This is a genomic window from Streptomyces sp. H27-H5 (genome assembly GCF_026627505.1).
Lineage (GTDB): Bacteria > Actinomycetota > Actinomycetes > Streptomycetales > Streptomycetaceae > Streptomyces.
Map to the genome: position 1 here is coordinate 20,641 of NZ_JAPNLK010000025.1, position 16,767 is coordinate 37,407.

A 16,767-nucleotide genomic window follows, 5' to 3' on the forward strand; every position below is an offset into this window, starting at 1 on the left:
CGGCCCCCAGGGGACGCGGGAGGTACGGGAGGTCACGTGGTGCGCTTCACTTCCGCTTCGGCTTCCAGCTCTCGATGTTCCACCAGGGGCCGGAGCCGAGGCCGTGGTCGTGCGGCTCGACCTGGGTGGTGAGCCCGTCCCACTTGTCGTCGACCACGTACAGGTGGTCGATGTGGGTGAGGAAGACGTAGCCGGGGTTCGCGAGCAGTTCCCGCTGGACGGTGTCGTACGCGGCCTTGCGTGCGGCCGGGTCGCCGCTCTTGCGGCCGTCGAGGAGCGCCTGGTCGACGGTCTTGTTGTCGTACCGGGCCATGTTGTTGAAGCCGTCGCCGGCAAGTGCGGAGTTGAGCAGCAGGTACTGGTCGAAGTCGGGGTCGGCCGGGGAGCCGCCGCCGGCGAGGACCGCGTCGGTCTTCATCCGGGGTTCGATGACCTCCCAGGTGCCGGCCTCGGTTTTGACCTCGATGCCGGCTTTCTTGGCGTCGGAGGCGAAGGCGAGTGCGTGGTCCTGGCGGATCTTGTCGCCGGAGGTGTACCAGAGCGGGAAGGAGGCGCGGATCCCGTCCTTGACGCGGATGCCGTCGTCTCCGGTCCTCCAACCGGCCTCGTCGAGGATCCGCTTCGCCCGGTCGAGGTCGTACGCCCGTTCCGTGCCGGCCGTGAACCAGGGGCTGTCGGTGGGGACCGGCCCGTAGGCGGGCTTGCCCGCGCCCTCCAGAAGCTTGTCGACCATGGTCGTGCGGTCGACGGCGAGGTCCAGCGCCCGGCGGACGGCCGGGTCTCCGGTGACGGCGTGGGCGGTGGGGAGGGTCACGTTGCGGTAGTCGAAGGTCTTGGCCGCGTGGAGCGTGCGCGCCGTGTCCTTGCCCCCGCCCTTCCCGCCGAGGGCCTTGGCCAGGGCGGGCGGGAGGATCGCGCCGTCGAGTTCGCCGGAGCGCAGTCGGGTCGCGCGCACGTCGTCGTCCTTGATGACGACCATGGTGAACTTCTTCACGGCGGGCTCGCCGCCCCAGTAGGCGGGGTTGGCCTTGAAGCCGATCTTCTCGCCCTTGGACCAGTTGGTGAGGACGTACGGGCCGGTGCCGACGGGTCGGGTGGTGAAGCCGCCGCTGTTGACGTCCTGGCGGCCCGCGATGTGCTCGGGTGCGATCGGCAGCACGGTCCGCTCGGCGAACGGCGCGTAGGGGTACTTCAGCGTGAAGACGACGGTGTCGTCGCCCCGCGCCTCGACGCCTTGGATCGCGTCGAGTTCGGTCTTGGAGGCGTTGTTGGTCTTCGCGTCCAGGATCGTCCGGTAGGTGAAGACGACGTCCTTGGCGCCGAAGGGCTGCCCGTCGCTGAACTTCACACCCTGGCGGAGCCGGTACGTGTAGGTGCGTCCGTCGGCGGATACCTCCGGCAGGGCCTCGGCCAGGGCGGGCCGCAGCTTCATGTCCGCGTCGTGCGTGAGCAGCCCGTCGAAGATCTTGGAGTTGCCGTCCTTGCCGTATCCGAGGAGCGGGCTGAGGGTCTCCGGTTCGGTCGCGATGCCGACGACGGCGGTGTCCGCCGCGCGGCCCGCTTCGCCGCCTCCCGAGGGGGCCGAGCAGGCTGCCGCGCCCGCGATGAGCGTGGCGGCGAGCGTGGTGGCGGCCACTCCTCGTGCTGTCCGGGCCGTCATGCGATCCACATCCGCGTATACCCGCTTTTCATACTGTTTAAGATCATGTCTTATTGCAAAGAGATCGCAATAATGCCAGATGGGGTGGGGAGAGGCGAAACCGGCCGACCGACCGGCTCCCGTCACGCACCGAACCCCCGAGGGAAGCACCGGGGTCTTGCCCGCCCACCGCCGGGCGTGCCATATATGTCTAGACCTTTACGAGGAAGCGGCGGAAGGCACCTCCTTGCGACACTCCGTGCGAAGCGCCGTCCCCGCGCTCTGCCTCTGTCTGGCACTCGCCACGGCGTGCGCCCCGGACGGCGACACCGAACCCCCGCACGCCCCGGCCGAACTCACCGCGCAGGCCGGCAGCGCCACGTCGGTCCACGTCATGTGGCGAGCGGCCCCGGACGACGAGGGGGTGACCGGCTATCAGGTCTTCCAGGGCGACCACCTGGTCCGCGAACTCCCGGCCGACAAGACGATGGTGGACGTCACGGGCCTCGCCCCGGCGACCGCCTACGCCTTCACGGTCCGGGCCCGCGACGCGACCGGCAACCGCTCCCCGCTCAGCGAGCCCGCCCGGGCGACCACGCCGGCGGCGAAGGCCGAGGACCGGCGGGCCCCTTCGGCGCCGCCCACCACCACGGGCCGCGCCGAAGGCCCCCGAGCGGCCCGGCTGACCTGGACGGCGGCGACGGACGACACGGGCGTCACCGCGTACGACGTCCACCAGGGCGGCGTACGCATCCACACGGCCGGCGCCGGCGAGAGCGCCACCACCGTGACCGGACTCCAGCCGGGCACCCGCTACGCCTTCACCGTCCGCGCCCGGGACGGCGCCGACAACACCTCCCCCGACGGCCCGACGGTGGAACTGACCACGCCGCCCGACCCCGGGCAGGGCCCGGACACCGCGCCGGGCACGCTCACGGCGACCGCCTCCCCCGGGCTGGTCGACCTGTCCTGGACCGCCCCGGACAGCGGTCGACGCACCGACGAGTACCAGCTCTACGTCAACGACCGGCCCGTCACCGTCATCCAGTTCGGCGCCGGCGCGGCGATCCCGTCCGGCACCGGACGGGTGGAGCACCGGCTCACGGTGACCGAGCCGGCCGGCACCGTGTGGGCCGTGAAACTGCGGGCGCGACTGCCCGACGGGAACTGGGGGGCCTTCACACCGGAGACCCGTGTGGTCCTCGCCCGCTGAGGGCCCGCGCCGCTGCGCCTCGCACGGGGGAAGATGCGGCGATCTGACCCGAACGCCCCTGCCACCACACGGGATCACGCACAATACATCCGTGTTCGGTGCGTACTCGTTCCACAACAGTCAGCCAGTTTCCGCAGGCGGCCGCCCCGGGCCGGACTCTGGCCCGGTGTCGGGAAACCTGCCGCCGGAGTCGGCGGGATTCGTCGGACGGGAGCGTGAACTCGCCCAGCTTGAGCAGCTGTTGCCGAGCCGGCGACTGATCACCCTGACCGGGGTGGGCGGGGTCGGCAAGACCCGGCTCGCCCGGCGGGCCGCCGCCGCGTGCGGGCCCGAACGACCCGACGGGGTCTGGTGGGTCGAACTCTCGCCGTTGCGCGACCCCGACCTGCTCACCGCGACGGTGGCGCACACCGTCGGCCTCGCGGACCACTCGGCCCGGTCGCTGGACGAGGAGCTGTGCGCCTGGATGGCGGACAAGAAGCTCCTCCTGGTCCTCGACACCTGCGAGCACCTGATCGCGGCCTGCCGGCACCTCGTGGGGGAACTCCTGCAATCCGCACCGGACCTGACGGTGTTGACCACCTCCCGCGAACCGCTCGGCAGCCCCGGGGAACAGCTCGTCGAGGTACGGCCACTGCCCTTCGACGGGCCGGACAGCGACGCCCTCACCCTCTTCCGCCGGCGGGCCGTCGCCGCGTCCCCACCGGCCGCCGCCGCCTTCGAGGACCCCGCGCGGTCGGCGATCGCCGCCGAGGTGTGCCGCCGGCTCGACGGGATCCCCCTCGCGCTCGAACTGGCGGGCGCGCGGCTGCGGTCGTGGACCCTCGAACAGATGGCACAGCGACTGGGCGCCCGGTTCGACGTGCTGACCGACACCGACGACACCCTGCTCCCCCGGCACCGGACGATGCGGACCACGATCGGCTGGAGCCACGAGCTGTGCGAGCCGGTGGAACGCCTGCTGTGGGCACGCCTTTCGGTGTTCACCGGGGACTTCGACGTGGCCGCCGCCCGGGCGGTGTGCGCGGGCGGCCCGCTCCCTGCCTCCCGGGTGGAGCGGGTCCTGGCGGGCCTCGCGGCCAAGTCCGTGGTCCGGCGCACCGAGGAACGCGGAGCGGGGACCCGCTACCGAATGCTGGACACGATCCGCGAGTACGGACACGACTGGCTGACGGAGCTGGGCGAGGTGCGCGCGGTCGCCGACCGGCACGCCCACTGGTACCTCGCGCTCGCCCAGGCCGCCGACCGGGGGTGGCTGGGGCCCGGGCAGGTGGACTGGTACCGCAGGATGACCGCCGAGCACCCGCAACTGCGCACGGCGCTCGAACAGTTGCTGGGGTCCGAGCCGGCCGCCGCCCAGGAGATGGCCGGGGCGCTCTGGTTCTTCTGGTTCGCGTGCGGGCACGTCCACGAGGGCCGCGCCTTCCTTGAGCGGTCCCTGCGCTCGGGCCCGCGCACGGGCGCCACGTACACGCAGGCGCTGTGGGCGCTCGGGCTGACGGTGATGCTCCAGGGCGACCTGGACGCGGCCCGCGGGCTCGGCGAGGAATGCACCCGCTCGGCGGACCGACTGGCCGATCCCGAGCGCGAGTTGCGGGCCGCCTACCTGCACGCGGTGGCGGTGATGATGCCCGGGGACTCGGTGAAGGCCCTCGTACTGGCCGGCCCCCGGGCCCGGGCGGGGCACGGCGGGCGTTCCAGTGGTCCGGGCTGGCTGCTGTGCCGGCTCGCCACCGGCTTCGCGCTGTGCGACCTGGAGCGCTTCGAGGAGGCCGCCGAGGAGGCGCGGGGGCTGCGCGAGGCGTGCGCGGAACTGGGCGAGCGCTGGTTGCGCGCCTACGCGGACTACATCCTGGCCATGTCGGCGCTGGGGCTCGGGCACCACGGGGAGGCGGCCCGCCACGTCCGGGCCATGCTGTCGGGCAAGCGACTGCTGGGCGACCGGTTCGGGATCGCGCTCGGCCTGGACCTGTTCGCGGCGGCGGTGGCCGGCTTGGGCGACGGAGAGCTGGCGGCGCGGCTGCTGGGCACCGGACACGCCTGGTGGCGCACGGTGGGGCGGCCTCAGATGGGGGGTTCGCCCGCGCTGACGGCCCTGCGGGACGAGGGCGAGCGGCGGGCCCGCGCGGCGATCGGGGACGCGGCCTTCGAGACGGCGTTCCTGGGCGGCACGGCGGCGGCCACCGACTGACCCTCAGCCGGTGGCACGTGACTCCGGGGCTCCCGTCAGTACGGGAGGGGTCTGCCCGACGGTGTACGGAGGTCCAGGTCTCGGGGTGCGGGCTTGGGGACGGGCTTGCGGATCAGCTGCTGGCGCATGCTGCCTCCTCGCTCAAACAAGGGCCGGTCGGCGGGGTTCCACCGTGCGGCCGTCGGGGAGCAGTTCACCGGTGTCGTCGAAGACCACGGCGCCGTTGCACAGCAGGCTCCAGCCCTGTTCGGGGTGGAAGGCCACGGTGTGGGCGGCGTCGTGATCGGCGCTGTCGGCGGTCGGGCAGGGGGGCTGGTGGGAGCACATCGGCGCACCTCCTCGCAGAGTGGGGCGGGAGGGCCGGTGGTCACCCGGTCGAATCCGCGATCCACGGTGGCGGTGAGTATTGCTGATCGCCACCCCTCGGCGGAACCCGTATTCGGGGTCCAGTTCAAGGTGTGTATGCCCGATTACGATGCGCTCATGCCCGCTATCCGGATCGTTCGCACGACGACCCTCCAGCCCGCCGAGGCGTGGCTGCGACTGACGGACTGGGAGCGCCACGGCGCACAGGTCCCCTTCACCCGGACGACCGTCGAGACGGCGCCGCCGACGCACGTCGGAACGCTGTTCACGGCCCGGACGGGCGTGGGAAGGCTCACATTCGACGACCCCATGGAAGTCACCCTCTGGACACCTCCGGCCGGCGCCGCCGCGGGGCTGGTGCGCCTGGTGAAACACGGTCGTGTGGTCCGGGGCTGGGCGGAGATCGAGGTGCGTCCCCACTTCCCCTCCGGAGCACAGGTCCACTGGCGCGAGGAACTGAGCCTGCGCGGGCTGGGCCGCCCCTTCGACCCGCTCGTCGCGGCGGCGGGCCGCTTCCTCTTCGGCCGGGCCCTCGACCGGTTGTTGGGGACATGATGAATCCCGCTAGGGTGCCTTGATCACCGCCCCAGGTGACCGAACCGACTTCTTCAAGGGGACCATCGTGGCCACTCCACCACCGCAGCAGGGCTCGGTCCCGCAGCACCCGCACAACCCGTACGCGGGCCGGCCCGGCCAGGGAAACCCGTACGCCCAGCAGCCCGGCCAGGGGAACCCGTACGCCCAGCCGGCCCAGCCGCCGCAGCAGCCGGCGGGGCACGGCAACCCGTACGCGCAGCAGCAGCCGGGCGCCGGCGCCCCGCAGCAGCCCGCCGGCCACGGGAACCCGTTCGCCGCGGGCGTGCCCCCGCAGGGCGCCCCCTCCCCCCACGTGGGCCACCAGGCACCGCAGCAGGGCGGCCACGGCTGCCGGCTGTGCGGGGCGCAGCCGGCGGCGCAGGCGACCGTCCGGGGCCACCAGGGCATGGTGCTGATGATGCGCTCGCTGAGCGTGCAGGGGCCGTTCTGCCGTGACTGCGGGACCGCGACCGTCCGGGACATGTCCGCGAAGACGCTCTGGCAGGGCTGGTGGGGGCCGATGTCCCTGCTGCTCACGCCGATCACGGTGCTGCGCAACCTCGGCCCGAGGTCGACGTTCGCCGGGCTCGCGGCCCCGCAGGGCGGTTTCCGCCCGGCGCTGGACCCGGGCAAGCAGTTGCGTCGGCGCCCGCAGGCGCTGGTCGTCTCGGTGCCGATGGCCCTGTCCCTGGCCTTCTACGCGACGCTCATCGTCATCGCCGTGGCCACCGGCTGACCGGCGTCCGACCGATGTGACCGTGCCCCCGCGGGCCAAGGGCCGGCGGGGGCACGGACGTTCCCGGTGAGGCGCTGCCTAGCGGATCGGCATCCCCGAGATCGTCCGGGCGATCACCAGGCGCTGGATCTCACTCGTGCCCTCGAAGATCGTATAGATGGCGCTGTCACGGTGCATGCGCTCCACGGGGTATTCACGGGTGAACCCGTTGCCGCCGAGGATCTGGACCGCCTGGGCGGTGACCTTCTTGGCGACCTCGCTCGCGAACAGCTTCGACATGGACCCCTCCGCGGCGGTGAAGGGCTTGCCCGCGATCGCCATCCAGGAGGCCCGCCACACCATCAGCCGGGCCGCGTCGATCTGCGTCCGCATGTCGGCGAGTTGGAACGCCACACCCTGGTTGTCGATGATCGGCCGACCGAACTGGGTCCGGGTCTTGGCGTAGTCCAGGGCCACTTCGTAGGCCGCGCGGGCCGTGCCCACGGCCATCGCGCCCACGGCCGGGCGGGAGGCCTCGAAGGTGGCCATGGCGGCGTTCTTCACGCGCTCGCCGCCGCCGGCCCTGGCCCGCTCGCGGGCACGGGCGAGCCGCTCGTCGAGCTTCTCCTTGCCGCCGAGGAGGCAGGATCCGGGGATGCGGCAGTCCTCCAAGACCACCTCGGCGGTGTGCGAGGCGCGGATGCCGTGCTTCTTGAACTTCTGGCCCTGCGCGAGCCCGGGGGTGTTCGGCGGCACGATGAAGGAGGCGTGCCCCTTGGTGCCGAGCTCGGGGTCGACCACGGCGACGACGATGTGGACGTTGGCTATGCCGCCGTTGGTCGCCCAGGTCTTGGTGCCGTTGAGCACCCACTCGTCCTTGGCCTCGTCGTAGACGGCGCGGGTGCGCATCGCCCCGACGTCCGATCCCGCGTCCGGCTCGGAGGAGCAGAAGGCCGCGACCTTCACGTCGTTCTGGTCGCCGTACATCTGCGGGATCCAGGTGCCGATCTGCTCCTCGGTGCCGTTGGCCACGACTCCGATGGCGGCCAGGCCGGTGCCGACGATGGACAGCGCGATGCCCGCGTCACCCCAGAAGAGCTCTTCCATCGCCATCGGGATGCCGAGACCGGTCGGGTCGAAGAACTGCTGCGCGTAGAAGTCGACGGAGTAGATGCCGAGCTTCGCGGCCTCCTGGATGACGGGCCACGGAGTCTCTTCGCGCTCGTCCCATTCCGCGGCGGCGGGCCGGATCACGTCGGCTGCGAAGCCGTGGATCCAGTCCCGCACCTGCTTCTGGTCGTCGTTGAGCTCCATGGTGAACTCCGCCATGTCCCCTCCAGCTGTTCTCGTGCACGTACGGTTGCCCACCCGGGGCAGTTACCAGCGGTAACCACATTGCGGGCCACAGTCTGTTACCGACGGGTAAGCAGTGTCAAGCGCGGCATGTTCGGCCCGGACGGCGGCCGTCGAGTCGATCGACGGGGTGTGTGGGGTGTTACGTTGCGTGGGCGTCACGCACATCGCAAGGGCGGGGAGAGAAACACGTCATGGAGACCACTCAGCAGGCCGGCGAACCGGGAGCGGCCGAGCGCCGGCGACGGGAGTTGCTCGAAGCCGCCGACCGGGTCGTGCTCAGGGACGGCCCGAAGGCCTCCATGAACGCCATCGCGGCCGAGGCGGGCATCACCAAGCCCATCCTCTACCGGCACTTCGGCGACAAGGCGGGGCTCTACCAGGCCCTCGCCGTGCGACACACCGACGCACTGCTCGACTCGCTGCGGGCCGCGCTCGACGCCCCGGCCGAGCGCCGCCGCCGGGTCGAGGCCACCCTGGACACCTACCTCGTCGCGATCGAGGCCCGCCCGCAGGTGTACCGCTTCCTGATGCACCCCGCCGAGGACTCGCACTCCGCCGAGCGGGGCTTCGACGTCGGCCTCCACTCGGCCCCCCTGCTGCGCCGCCTGGGCGAGGAACTGGCCCAGGTCATCGGCGAACGCGTCGACCTCGGCCCCGGCGGCGAGCGCCTCGCCCGGGTCTGGGGCCACGGCATCGTCGGCATGATGCACGCCGCCGGGGACTGGTGGCTCGGCGAACGCCCCTGCGAGCGGGCGGAGTTGGTCACAGCCCTTACCGACCTGCTGTGGGGTCGGCTGGCGATCGCGGGCAACCGGGCGGACGGCCCCGGCTTCTGACCCGCCGGGCGGCCGCCCGCCGCCGGGCGGGCCGCCGACCGGACCGGGCCGGAGCTAACCCCGGCCCTGCTCCTCGCCCTGATGCGCCCGATCCGCAGGTCGGCCCCGCTCGCCCAGCCGGGCGATTCCCCGCGCGCCCCACGGCGTCCGGCGGATCGCCCGCAGCAGCCGGCGTCGCCGCAACCCGGTGACCCGGGCCGCGTAGACCGTGCCGTCGAGGTGGTCGCACTCGTGCTGGAGACAGCGCGCGAAGAACCCGGTCCCCTCGATCCGCACGGGCGCGCCGGCGGAGGTGAACCCCTCGACGACCGCGTGGTCGAAGCGGACCGTGCCGGCCTCCAGGCCGGGCAGCGAGAGGCAGCCCTCGGGGCCGCGGAACCCGTCCCCGTCGGCCGTGACCAGCCGGGGGTTGACGATGTGTCCGACATGGCGGACGTCCTCGTCGTCGGGGCAGTCGTACACGAACACCCGCCGCCCTACGCCGATCTGGTTGGCCGCGAGGCCGACGCCCTCGGCGGCGTACATCGTCGCGAACATGTCCTCGATCAGCCGGTGGAGCGGCGGTCCGAATTCGGTGACCTCCGCGCAGGCCGAGTGGAGCACCGGATCGCCCAGCAGGCTCATGGTGCGGACGTGTCCGGTGGTGCCGGGAATGGGGCGCTGTCGCATGGCGGTAAGGGTACGACGGGCGAATATATGAGGAGATCCGCGACGTCCCGGGGGCGCCGCGGTCAAGGCTCCGGCAGGTACTGGATAGGCTGGGGCCGACCGACGCAAGGAGGACAAGGGACGATGGCAGGCAACACAGAGCCGCTTTCGCCGCGGGCCAAGCTGGCCGTGACGGCGGGCAAGGCCGCGGCGGCGGTGTCGCGGGCCGCGGGACGCGGAAGCGGATCGGTGATCGGTGGCAAGGTCGCACTCAGGCTCGACCCCGATCTCCTCGGCGCGCTGGCGCAGCATCTCGATGTCGTCCTCGTCTCCGCGACGAACGGCAAGACCACGACGACCCGACTGATCGCGGAGGCCCTGCGGGCCAGCGGTCCGGTCGTCTCGAACGCGCTCGGCGCGAACATGCCGGCCGGCATCACCTCGGCGCTCGCCGGCGGCTCGGACGCCAAGTACGGCGTCATCGAGGTCGACGAGAAGTACCTGGCCGGAGTGGCCCGGGACGTCACGCCCAAGGTGATCGCCCTGCTGAACCTCTCCCGCGACCAGCTGGACCGCGCCGCCGAGACGCGCATGCTCGCGGAGAAGTGGCGCGAGGGGCTCTCGGGCTCCAAGGCCGTCATCGTGGCGAACTGCGACGACCCGCTGATCGTGTGGTCGGCCTCGTCCTCGCAGAACGTGGTGTGGGTGGCCGCCGGCCAGGAGTGGAAGGACGACGCCTGGTCGTGCCCCTCCTGTGGTGGCGTCATGCAGCGCCCGGGCGACGACTGGTTCTGCGGCGAGTGCGGCTTCCGGCGTCCCACCCCCAGCTGGGTGCTCTCCGGTGACCACGTGCTCGACCCGCACGGCAGCGCCTGGCCGATCCACCTCCAGCTGCCCGGCCGCGCCAACAAGGCGAACGCCGCCACCTCGGCCGCCGTGGCCGCCGTGTTCGGCGTCCCGCCGCAGGTCGCGCTGGAGCGGATGTACCAGGTGCAGGCCGTGGCCGGCCGCTACGACGTGGTCAACTTCATGGGCCGCGAGCTGCGGCTGCTGCTCGCCAAGAACCCGGCCGGCTGGCTGGAGACGTTCTCGCTGATCGACCCGCCGCCCACCCCGGTGATCCTGTCGGTGAACGCGCGCGGCGCCGACGGCACCGACACCTCCTGGCTGTGGGACGTCGACTATCCGCGGCTGGCCGGTCACCCGATCTTCGTGATCGGCGACCGCAAGCTGGACCTCGCGGTCCGCCTGGAGGTCGCGGGCCTGGACTTCCGTGTCTGCGAGACCCTCGACGAGGCCGTCCAGTTGGCTCCGCCCGGACAGATCGAGCTGATCGCCAACTACACCGCCTTCCAGGACGTGCGCCGCCGCGTCGGCAACTAGTACCCACAGAGGACAAGAGCATGAGCGACAACAGCCTGCGTCTGGTCTGGGTCTACCCCGACCTGCTCAGCACGTACGGAGACCAGGGCAACGCCCTCGTGGTGGAGCGCCGGGCGCGCCAGCGCGGCCTGGACGTGCAGCGCGTGGACGTGCGCAGCGACCAGCCCATCCCCACCTCGGGCGACATCTACCTGATCGGCGGCGGTGAGGACCGCCCGCAGCGCCTGGCCGCGGAGCGCCTGGTGCGCGACGGCGGTCTGGAGCGCGCCGTCTCGAACGGGGCGATCGTCTTCTCGGTCTGCGCCGGGTACCAGATCCTCGGCACCGAGTTCGTCAACGACATGGGCGAGCGCCAGCAGGGCCTCGGTCTGCTGGACGTGGTCACCGTGCGCGGCGAGGGCGAGCGGTGCGTCGGCGACGTCCTCGCGGACATCGACCCGCGGCTGGGCCTGCCCCCGCTGACGGGCTTCGAGAACCACCAGGGCGTCACCCACCTCGGCCCCTCCGCCAAGCCCTTCGCCCGCACCCGGCTGGGTCGCGGCAACGGCTCCGGAGACGGCACGGAGGGCGCGTACAACGACACCGTCTTCGGCACGTACATGCACGGTCCGGTGATGGCCCGCAACCCGCTGATCGCGGACCTGCTGCTCAAGCTGGCCCTCGACGTGAACGCGCTGCCGGCCATAGACGACCGCTGGTACGAGGCGCTGCGCAACGAGCGCATCGCGGCGGCCACGCAGCCCGCGTAACCCGCGCGCCACGTCCCGTACGGCCCGGATTCCCCAGGGGGTCCGGGCCGACGTGCGTTCGCACCACGGGTCCGCCCAGCATGTGGAGGATGGTGCAGTCCATCGGGGATCCGCTTGTAGGGTGACAGGTAGTTCCAACCGGACGACGTGGTCCGGTCGTCGGCCCACGTTGCAAAGGTTCTTCCTGCCATGCGCATTGGTGTGCTCACTTCCGGAGGCGACTGCCCCGGCCTCAATGCCGTCATCCGCTCCGTCGTGCACCGCGCCGTCGTCGACCACGGCGACGAGGTGATCGGCTTCCTCGACGGCTGGCGCGGCCTCCTGGAGTGCGACTACCGCAAGCTCGACCTCGACGCCGTAAGCGGCATCCTGGCGCGCGGCGGCACGATCCTCGGCTCCTCCCGGGTCCAGCCCGCGCACCTGCGCGACGGTGTGGAGCGAGCCCGCGGTCACCTCGCGGACCTCGGCCTGGACGCCGTCATCCCGATCGGCGGCGAGGGCACCCTGAAGGCCGCGAACCTGCTGTCGCAGGGTGGTCTGCCGATCGTCGGCGTCCCGAAGACCATCGACAACGACATCGCGTCGACCGACGTCACCTTCGGCTTCGACACCGCCGTCGGCGTGGCCACCGAGGCCCTGGACCGGCTGAAGACCACCGCCGAGTCCCACCAGCGCGTGATGGTCGTCGAGGTCATGGGTCGGCACACCGGATGGATCGCCCTGCACTCGGGCATGGCCGCCGGCGCGCACGCGATCGTCGTCCCGGAGCGTCCCTTCGACATCGACGAGCTGACCGCGATCGTCGGCGAGCGGTTCTCCGCCGGCAAGCGGTTCGCGATCGTCGTGGTCGCCGAGGGCGCGAAGCCCGCCGAGGGCGGGTCGATGGCCATCGAGGCCGGCGGCACCGACATCTACGGCCACGAGCGGTTCGCCGGGATCGGCAACCGGCTGGCCGTGGAGCTGGAGCAGCGCCTCGGCAAGGAGGCCCGTCCGGTGATCCTGGGTCACGTCCAGCGCGGCGGCACGCCCACCGCGTACGACCGGGTCCTCGCCACCCGCTTCGGCTGGCACGCGGTGGAGGCGGCGCACCGGGGCGAGTTCGGCATGCTGACCGCCCTGCGCGGCACCGACATCGTGATGGTGCCGCTCGCGGAGGCCGTGCAGACCCTCAAGACGGTCCCGGCCGAGCGCTACGAAGAGGCGCAGACCGTTCTGTGATGTTTCCCCCCTTCTGACACGACACCGCCCCCGGACGCTTCGGCGTTCGGGGGCGGCACTACTGTGGTGGGGCATCACGGGTCGAGGGAGTGAACAGATGGATCACAGCGGGCACGGCATGGACATGAACATGGACCTGCCGCCCTTCACTCTCGGACGGGGTCTGGAGTTCTCCTTCGACGCCTTCTTCCTGTTCGGATCGCTGCTGGGTCTCGCCCTGTACGGGTGGGGGGTGCTTCGACTGCGGCGGCGCGGGGACGACTGGCCGTTGGGCCGCACGATCGCCTTCGGCGTCGGCGTGCTGACCGTGATCCTGGTGATGTGCACCAAGCTCAACGACTACGGCATGGTCATGTTCAGCGTGCACATGGTCCAGCACATGGTGATCAGCATGATCACCCCGATCCTGCTGCTGCTGGGCGCCCCGATGACGCTGGCGCTGCGCGCGCTGCCGCCGGCCCCGCGCGGCACCAAGGGACCGCGCGAGCTGCTGCTGATGCTCCTGCACAGCCGCTACATGAAGGTGATCACGCACCCCGCCTTCACCATCCCGATGTTCATCGCCAGCCTCTACGGGCTGTACTTCACGCCGCTCTTCGACTTCCTGATGGAGTCCAGGACCGGGCACATCGCGATGATGGTGCACTTCCTCGCCGTCGGCGTGATCTTCTTCTGGCCGATCATGGGCGTGGACCCGGGTCCGCACCGCCCCGGCTACGTGATGCGCATGCTGGAGCTCTTCTCCGGCATGCCCTTCCACGCCTTCTTCGGCATCGCCCTGATGATGGCGAGCGAGCCGATGATCAAGACGTACGCGGACCCGCCGGCCTCCCTCGGCATCGACGCGCTGCTCGACCAGCAGTGGGGCGGCGGCATCGCCTGGGCCTTCAGCGAGATCCCGTCCGTACTCGTGCTGATCGCCCTGGTCTATCAGTGGTACCACTCCGAGCAGCGGGCCGCGAAGCGGTCCGACCGGGCGGAGGACCGCAACGGTGACCAGGAGCTGGAGGCGTACAACTCGTATCTCGCGTCGCTCCAGGCGCGTGGCCGGTAGCGCGATCGCGACTTCTGGCGCCACCATGGGGCATGACCGGATCCGTGAAGACGATGGCCGTCATGACCTTCGCCGCCCTGGTGGCGATCGGCACCTATTCCGCCACCCTCGGCAGCAACGGCTGGCTGTGGTTCGCCTGGGTGGTGCTGGGGCTGCTGACCGTCGCCATGGCCGCCTCCCGCAGCGCCTGAGCCCCGCGGCCGCCCCTGCGCGGCGCGCCCGTCCGGAGCCGCGCCGGCGTGCTGCCCGTCGCCCCCGTCGAAGCTCCGCCCTCCCGCCCCCTCTGCCTCAGGGCTGACTGTCCGTACCATGGCGGTGACAACGGGGCATCGACGGGAGCGGCCTGGTGTTCTACCACTTGCTCAAGCACGTGTTCCTCGGTCCGCTGCTGAGGTTGCTGTTCAGACCGCGGATCGAGGGGCTGGAGAACATCCCCGCGGAGGGCGCCGCGATCATCGCGGGCAACCACCTCTCCTTCTCGGACCACTTCCTGATGCCCGCGATCCTGAAGCGGCGCATCACCTTCCTCGCGAAGGCCGAGTACTTCACGGGCCCCGGGCTCAAGGGCCGGCTGATCGCCGCCTTCTTCCGCAGCGCCGGGCAGATCCCGGTGGACCGCTCCGGGAAGGACGCCGGACAGGCGGCGCTGCGCGAGGGCCTCGGGGTGCTGGCCAAGGGCGAGCTGCTGGGCATCTACCCGGAGGGCACCCGCTCGCACGACGGACGGCTCTACAAGGGCAAGGTCGGGGTGGCCGCGATGGCACTGGGTGCCGGGGTGCCGGTGGTGCCCTGCGCGATGGTCGGCACCTTCGAGATCCAGCCGCCCGGGCAGAAGATCCCGAAGATCCGGCGGGTCACGATCCGCTTCGGTGAGCCGATGGAGTTCTCGCGGTACGCCGGACTGGAGTCCGAGCGCGCCGTCCTGCGGGCCGCCACCGACGAGATCATGTACGCGGTGCTGGGCCTCTCCGGCCAGGAGTACGTCGACCGGTACGCCGGCGAGGTGAAGGCCGAGGAGGAGGAAGCACGGAAGAAGGCCCGGCGCGCAGGACGCGCCAGGCCTTCTCCGTGATCGTGGAACCGCCGTCACCGCTTGGGGCTAGCGGACGGCGGGGAGCTCCTCACGCGCCGGGAAGTCGGCGCCCGGGGTCTTGGCGAGGGACTTCGCGGTGGCCGGGGCCGGGGCGACGGGCGTGGCGTGCGGTCCGCACTTCACGTCCTTGGCGTCGACCTTGCCGGTGAGCAGGTAGGTGTCCACGCGGGTGTTGATGCAGGGGTTCACCAGGCTGGTGACACCGTGCGAGCCCGCGTTCTGCTCGGTGATCAGGCGCGAGCCGCCGAGGCGACGGTGCAGGGAGACCGCACCCTCGTACGGGGTGGCCGCGTCACGCTCGGACTGGACGATGAGGACCGGCGGCAGACCGCGCTTGGCGCCCGCACCGACCTCGATCGGGTTGCTCTGCTTGGACTTCCAGGTCGCGCAGGGGAGGTTCATCCACGCGTTGGACCAGGTCAGGAACGGGTACTTCTTGTGGAGCTTGGTGTTGTCCCGGTCCCACTTGGCCCAGCTGGTCGGCCACTTGGCGTCGGCGCACTCGACCGCGGTGTAGACGGCGTTGCTGTTCTCGGACGCCGCGTTGCCCGCGAGGTCGGACATGTCCGGGGCGATCGCGTCGACCAGTGCCTGGGTGTCACCGGCGATGTACTTGCTCCAGGTCTGGGCGACGGGCACCCAGGAGGAGTCGTAGTACGGGGCGCCCTGGAAGAAGCCGATGAGCTCGGCCGGGCCGACGACCCCGCCGATCGGGTTCGCCTTGGCGGCGGCGCGCAGCTCCTGGTACTTCGCCTCGACCTTGGCCCGGGTGTTGCCGATGTGGAAGACGGAGTCGTTCTTGGCGACCCAGTCCTGCCAGTCGTTCCACCGGGTCTGGAAGGCCACGTCCTGGCCGAGGTTGGCCTCGTACCAGATGTTGTCGACGTCCGGGTCGACGACGCTGTCGACGATCATGCGGCGCACGTGGTTCGGGAACAGGGTCGCGTAGACCCCGCCGAGGTAGGTGCCGTAGGAGACGCCGAGGTAGTTCAGCTTCTTCTCGCCGAGGGCGGCCCGGATGACGTCCAGGTCGCGCGCGGTGTTCGGCGTGGTCATGTGCGGCAGCATCTCGCCGCTGCGCTCCTTGCAGCCGTCCGCGTACTCGGCGGCGAGCTTGCGCTGGGCGCGCTTGTCGGCCTCGTTGGACGGGACCGGGTCGGCCTTGGGGGCCTTGACGAACTCCTGCGGGTCGATGCAGGAGATCGGCGCGGAGTGGCCGACGCCGCGGGGGTCGAAGCCCACGAAGTCGTACGCCTTGGAGGTGTTGACCCACAGCGGGCTCTTGGTGGTGACCCGGCGCGGGAAGCGCATGCCGGAACCGCCGGGGCCGCCGGGGTTGTAGACGAGGGCGCCCTGGCGCTCCTCCTTGGTGCCGGTGCTGCCGATCCGGTCGACCGCGAGCTCGATGGTCTTGCCGAACGGCTTGGTGTAGTCGAGCGGGACCTTGACCCAGCCGCACTGGATCGGCTTCTCGAAGCCCCAGTCGGCGGGACAGTCCTTCCACTCGATCCCCGTGCGGGCGGCGCGGGCGGCGGCGATCTGGACGCCGATCGCCTCGGCGGCCCCGCCGCCGTCGCGGCCGGCGGTGGCCGCCGTCGCGGACGGCGCCAGCAGCAGGCTCGCCGCCAGCGTTCCGGTGATCAGTGTGGCGGCGCTGCCCAGCGCCGCGGTGCGTATCACGTGGTTGTTCCCCCTGCGTCATGTGCCGCCGTGGGCGGCCGGGTTCGGTC

16 protein-coding genes are annotated in these 16,767 nt (G+C 71.5%); 11 read left to right on the forward strand and 5 right to left on the reverse strand.

The genetic code is table 11. The features are described from left to right. Nucleotides 1–46 precede the first annotated feature (46 nt). The gene (locus OTB19_RS15020) at nt 47–1,660 is read right to left on the reverse strand and encodes an ABC transporter substrate-binding protein (protein ID WP_267798664.1); all 1,614 of its coding nucleotides are present in this window, start codon (nt 1,658–1,660) and stop codon (nt 47–49) included. A gap of 226 nt (nt 1,661–1,886) precedes the next feature. On the opposite strand from OTB19_RS15020, the gene OTB19_RS15025 reads away from it, so the two are divergent. Together OTB19_RS15025 and OTB19_RS15030 are read left to right on the forward strand one after the other, a co-directional pair. Then, nucleotides 1,887–2,852, forward strand: coding sequence for a fibronectin type III domain-containing protein (locus OTB19_RS15025; RefSeq protein WP_267798665.1), 966 nt, complete (start codon nt 1,887–1,889; stop codon nt 2,850–2,852). Nucleotides 2,853–3,018: 166 nt separating this feature from the next. Further along, nucleotides 3,019–5,043: an ATP-binding protein gene (locus tag OTB19_RS15030; protein ID WP_267798667.1), complete on the forward strand. Its 2,025-nt coding sequence runs from the start codon at nt 3,019–3,021 to the stop codon at nt 5,041–5,043. A 141-nt stretch (nt 5,044–5,184) separates the two neighbouring features. Here OTB19_RS15030 and OTB19_RS15035 read toward each other — a convergent pair whose 3' ends face one another. After that, on the reverse strand, nt 5,185–5,370 hold the full coding sequence (locus tag OTB19_RS15035) for a DUF5999 family protein (protein WP_053683322.1): 186 nt from the start codon (nt 5,368–5,370) through the stop codon (nt 5,185–5,187). Between the two features lie 156 nt (nt 5,371–5,526). On the opposite strand from OTB19_RS15035, the gene OTB19_RS15040 reads away from it, so the two are divergent. Further along, nucleotides 5,527–5,964 (forward strand): SRPBCC family protein, encoded by a 438-nt coding sequence (locus OTB19_RS15040; RefSeq protein WP_267798668.1) that lies wholly within the window; start codon nt 5,527–5,529, stop codon nt 5,962–5,964. A 67-nt stretch (nt 5,965–6,031) separates the two neighbouring features. Further along, nucleotides 6,032–6,721 carry a hypothetical protein gene (locus tag OTB19_RS15045; RefSeq protein WP_267798669.1) on the forward strand — a complete coding sequence of 230 codons (690 nt, stop codon included), beginning with the start codon at nt 6,032–6,034 and terminating at the stop codon, nt 6,719–6,721. A 78-nt stretch (nt 6,722–6,799) separates the two neighbouring features. Here OTB19_RS15045 and OTB19_RS15050 read toward each other — a convergent pair whose 3' ends face one another. Continuing rightward, complete coding sequence (locus OTB19_RS15050) at nt 6,800–8,029, reverse strand: acyl-CoA dehydrogenase family protein (protein ID WP_267798671.1); 1,230 nt, start codon at nt 8,027–8,029, stop codon at nt 6,800–6,802. 218 nt (nt 8,030–8,247) lie between these two features. Here OTB19_RS15050 and OTB19_RS15055 point away from each other — a divergent pair, with 218 nt between their 5' ends. Continuing rightward, entirely contained in the window at nt 8,248–8,892 is a 645-nt protein-coding gene (locus tag OTB19_RS15055; protein ID WP_267798673.1) for a TetR family transcriptional regulator, read from the forward strand. Nucleotides 8,893–8,946: 54 nt separating this feature from the next. Here OTB19_RS15055 and def read toward each other — a convergent pair whose 3' ends face one another. Next, nucleotides 8,947–9,561: a peptide deformylase gene (gene def, locus OTB19_RS15060; protein ID WP_267798674.1), complete on the reverse strand. Its 615-nt coding sequence runs from the start codon at nt 9,559–9,561 to the stop codon at nt 8,947–8,949. A 123-nt stretch (nt 9,562–9,684) separates the two neighbouring features. Between def and OTB19_RS15065 the strand changes: the two genes are divergently transcribed. The 6 genes from OTB19_RS15065 (at nt 9,685) to OTB19_RS15090 (ending at nt 15,016) form a co-directional block, all read left to right on the forward strand. Next, the gene (locus tag OTB19_RS15065) at nt 9,685–10,923 is read left to right on the forward strand and encodes a Mur ligase family protein (protein WP_053683314.1); all 1,239 of its coding nucleotides are present in this window, start codon (nt 9,685–9,687) and stop codon (nt 10,921–10,923) included. Between the two features lie 20 nt (nt 10,924–10,943). Continuing rightward, the gene (locus OTB19_RS15070) at nt 10,944–11,672 is read left to right on the forward strand and encodes a type 1 glutamine amidotransferase (RefSeq protein WP_053683312.1); all 729 of its coding nucleotides are present in this window, start codon (nt 10,944–10,946) and stop codon (nt 11,670–11,672) included. Between the two features lie 189 nt (nt 11,673–11,861). After that, nucleotides 11,862–12,890 carry a 6-phosphofructokinase gene (locus OTB19_RS15075; protein ID WP_267798677.1) on the forward strand — a complete coding sequence of 343 codons (1,029 nt, stop codon included), beginning with the start codon at nt 11,862–11,864 and terminating at the stop codon, nt 12,888–12,890. 97 nt (nt 12,891–12,987) lie between these two features. Beyond that, on the forward strand, nt 12,988–13,944 hold the full coding sequence (locus OTB19_RS15080) for a cytochrome c oxidase assembly protein (RefSeq protein ID WP_267798679.1): 957 nt from the start codon (nt 12,988–12,990) through the stop codon (nt 13,942–13,944). Nucleotides 13,945–13,976: 32 nt separating this feature from the next. Then, a complete protein-coding gene (locus tag OTB19_RS15085) occupies nt 13,977–14,135 on the forward strand; it encodes a hypothetical protein (RefSeq protein ID WP_267798681.1) in 159 nt (52 codons plus the stop codon). Nucleotides 14,136–14,290: 155 nt separating this feature from the next. Beyond that, a complete protein-coding gene (locus OTB19_RS15090; RefSeq protein WP_267798682.1) occupies nt 14,291–15,016 on the forward strand; it encodes a lysophospholipid acyltransferase family protein in 726 nt (241 codons plus the stop codon). Between the two features lie 27 nt (nt 15,017–15,043). Here OTB19_RS15090 and OTB19_RS15095 read toward each other — a convergent pair whose 3' ends face one another. Further along, nucleotides 15,044–16,717 carry an alpha/beta hydrolase gene (locus OTB19_RS15095; protein ID WP_267798684.1) on the reverse strand — a complete coding sequence of 558 codons (1,674 nt, stop codon included), beginning with the start codon at nt 16,715–16,717 and terminating at the stop codon, nt 15,044–15,046. Nucleotides 16,718–16,767: the final 50 nt, after the last annotated feature.

Bases quoted from the DNA above. Each gene is read 5' to 3' on its own strand.
- OTB19_RS15020 (WP_267798664.1), bottom strand. From the start codon at position 1,660: ATGACGGCCCGGACAGCACGAGGAGTGGCCGCCACCACGCTCGCCGCC.
- OTB19_RS15035 (WP_053683322.1), bottom strand. From the start codon at position 5,370: ATGTGCTCCCACCAGCCCCCCTGCCCGACCGCCGACAGCGCCGATCAC.
- OTB19_RS15040 (WP_267798668.1), top strand. From the start codon at position 5,527: ATGCCCGCTATCCGGATCGTTCGCACGACGACCCTCCAGCCCGCCGAG.
- OTB19_RS15050 (WP_267798671.1), bottom strand. From the start codon at position 8,029: ATGGCGGAGTTCACCATGGAGCTCAACGACGACCAGAAGCAGGTGCGG.
- OTB19_RS15055 (WP_267798673.1), top strand. From the start codon at position 8,248: ATGGAGACCACTCAGCAGGCCGGCGAACCGGGAGCGGCCGAGCGCCGG.
- def (WP_267798674.1), bottom strand. From the start codon at position 9,561: ATGCGACAGCGCCCCATTCCCGGCACCACCGGACACGTCCGCACCATG.
- OTB19_RS15065 (WP_053683314.1), top strand. From the start codon at position 9,685: ATGGCAGGCAACACAGAGCCGCTTTCGCCGCGGGCCAAGCTGGCCGTG.
- OTB19_RS15070 (WP_053683312.1), top strand. From the start codon at position 10,944: ATGAGCGACAACAGCCTGCGTCTGGTCTGGGTCTACCCCGACCTGCTC.
- OTB19_RS15075 (WP_267798677.1), top strand. From the start codon at position 11,862: ATGCGCATTGGTGTGCTCACTTCCGGAGGCGACTGCCCCGGCCTCAAT.
- OTB19_RS15080 (WP_267798679.1), top strand. From the start codon at position 12,988: ATGGATCACAGCGGGCACGGCATGGACATGAACATGGACCTGCCGCCC.
- OTB19_RS15085 (WP_267798681.1), top strand. From the start codon at position 13,977: ATGACCGGATCCGTGAAGACGATGGCCGTCATGACCTTCGCCGCCCTG.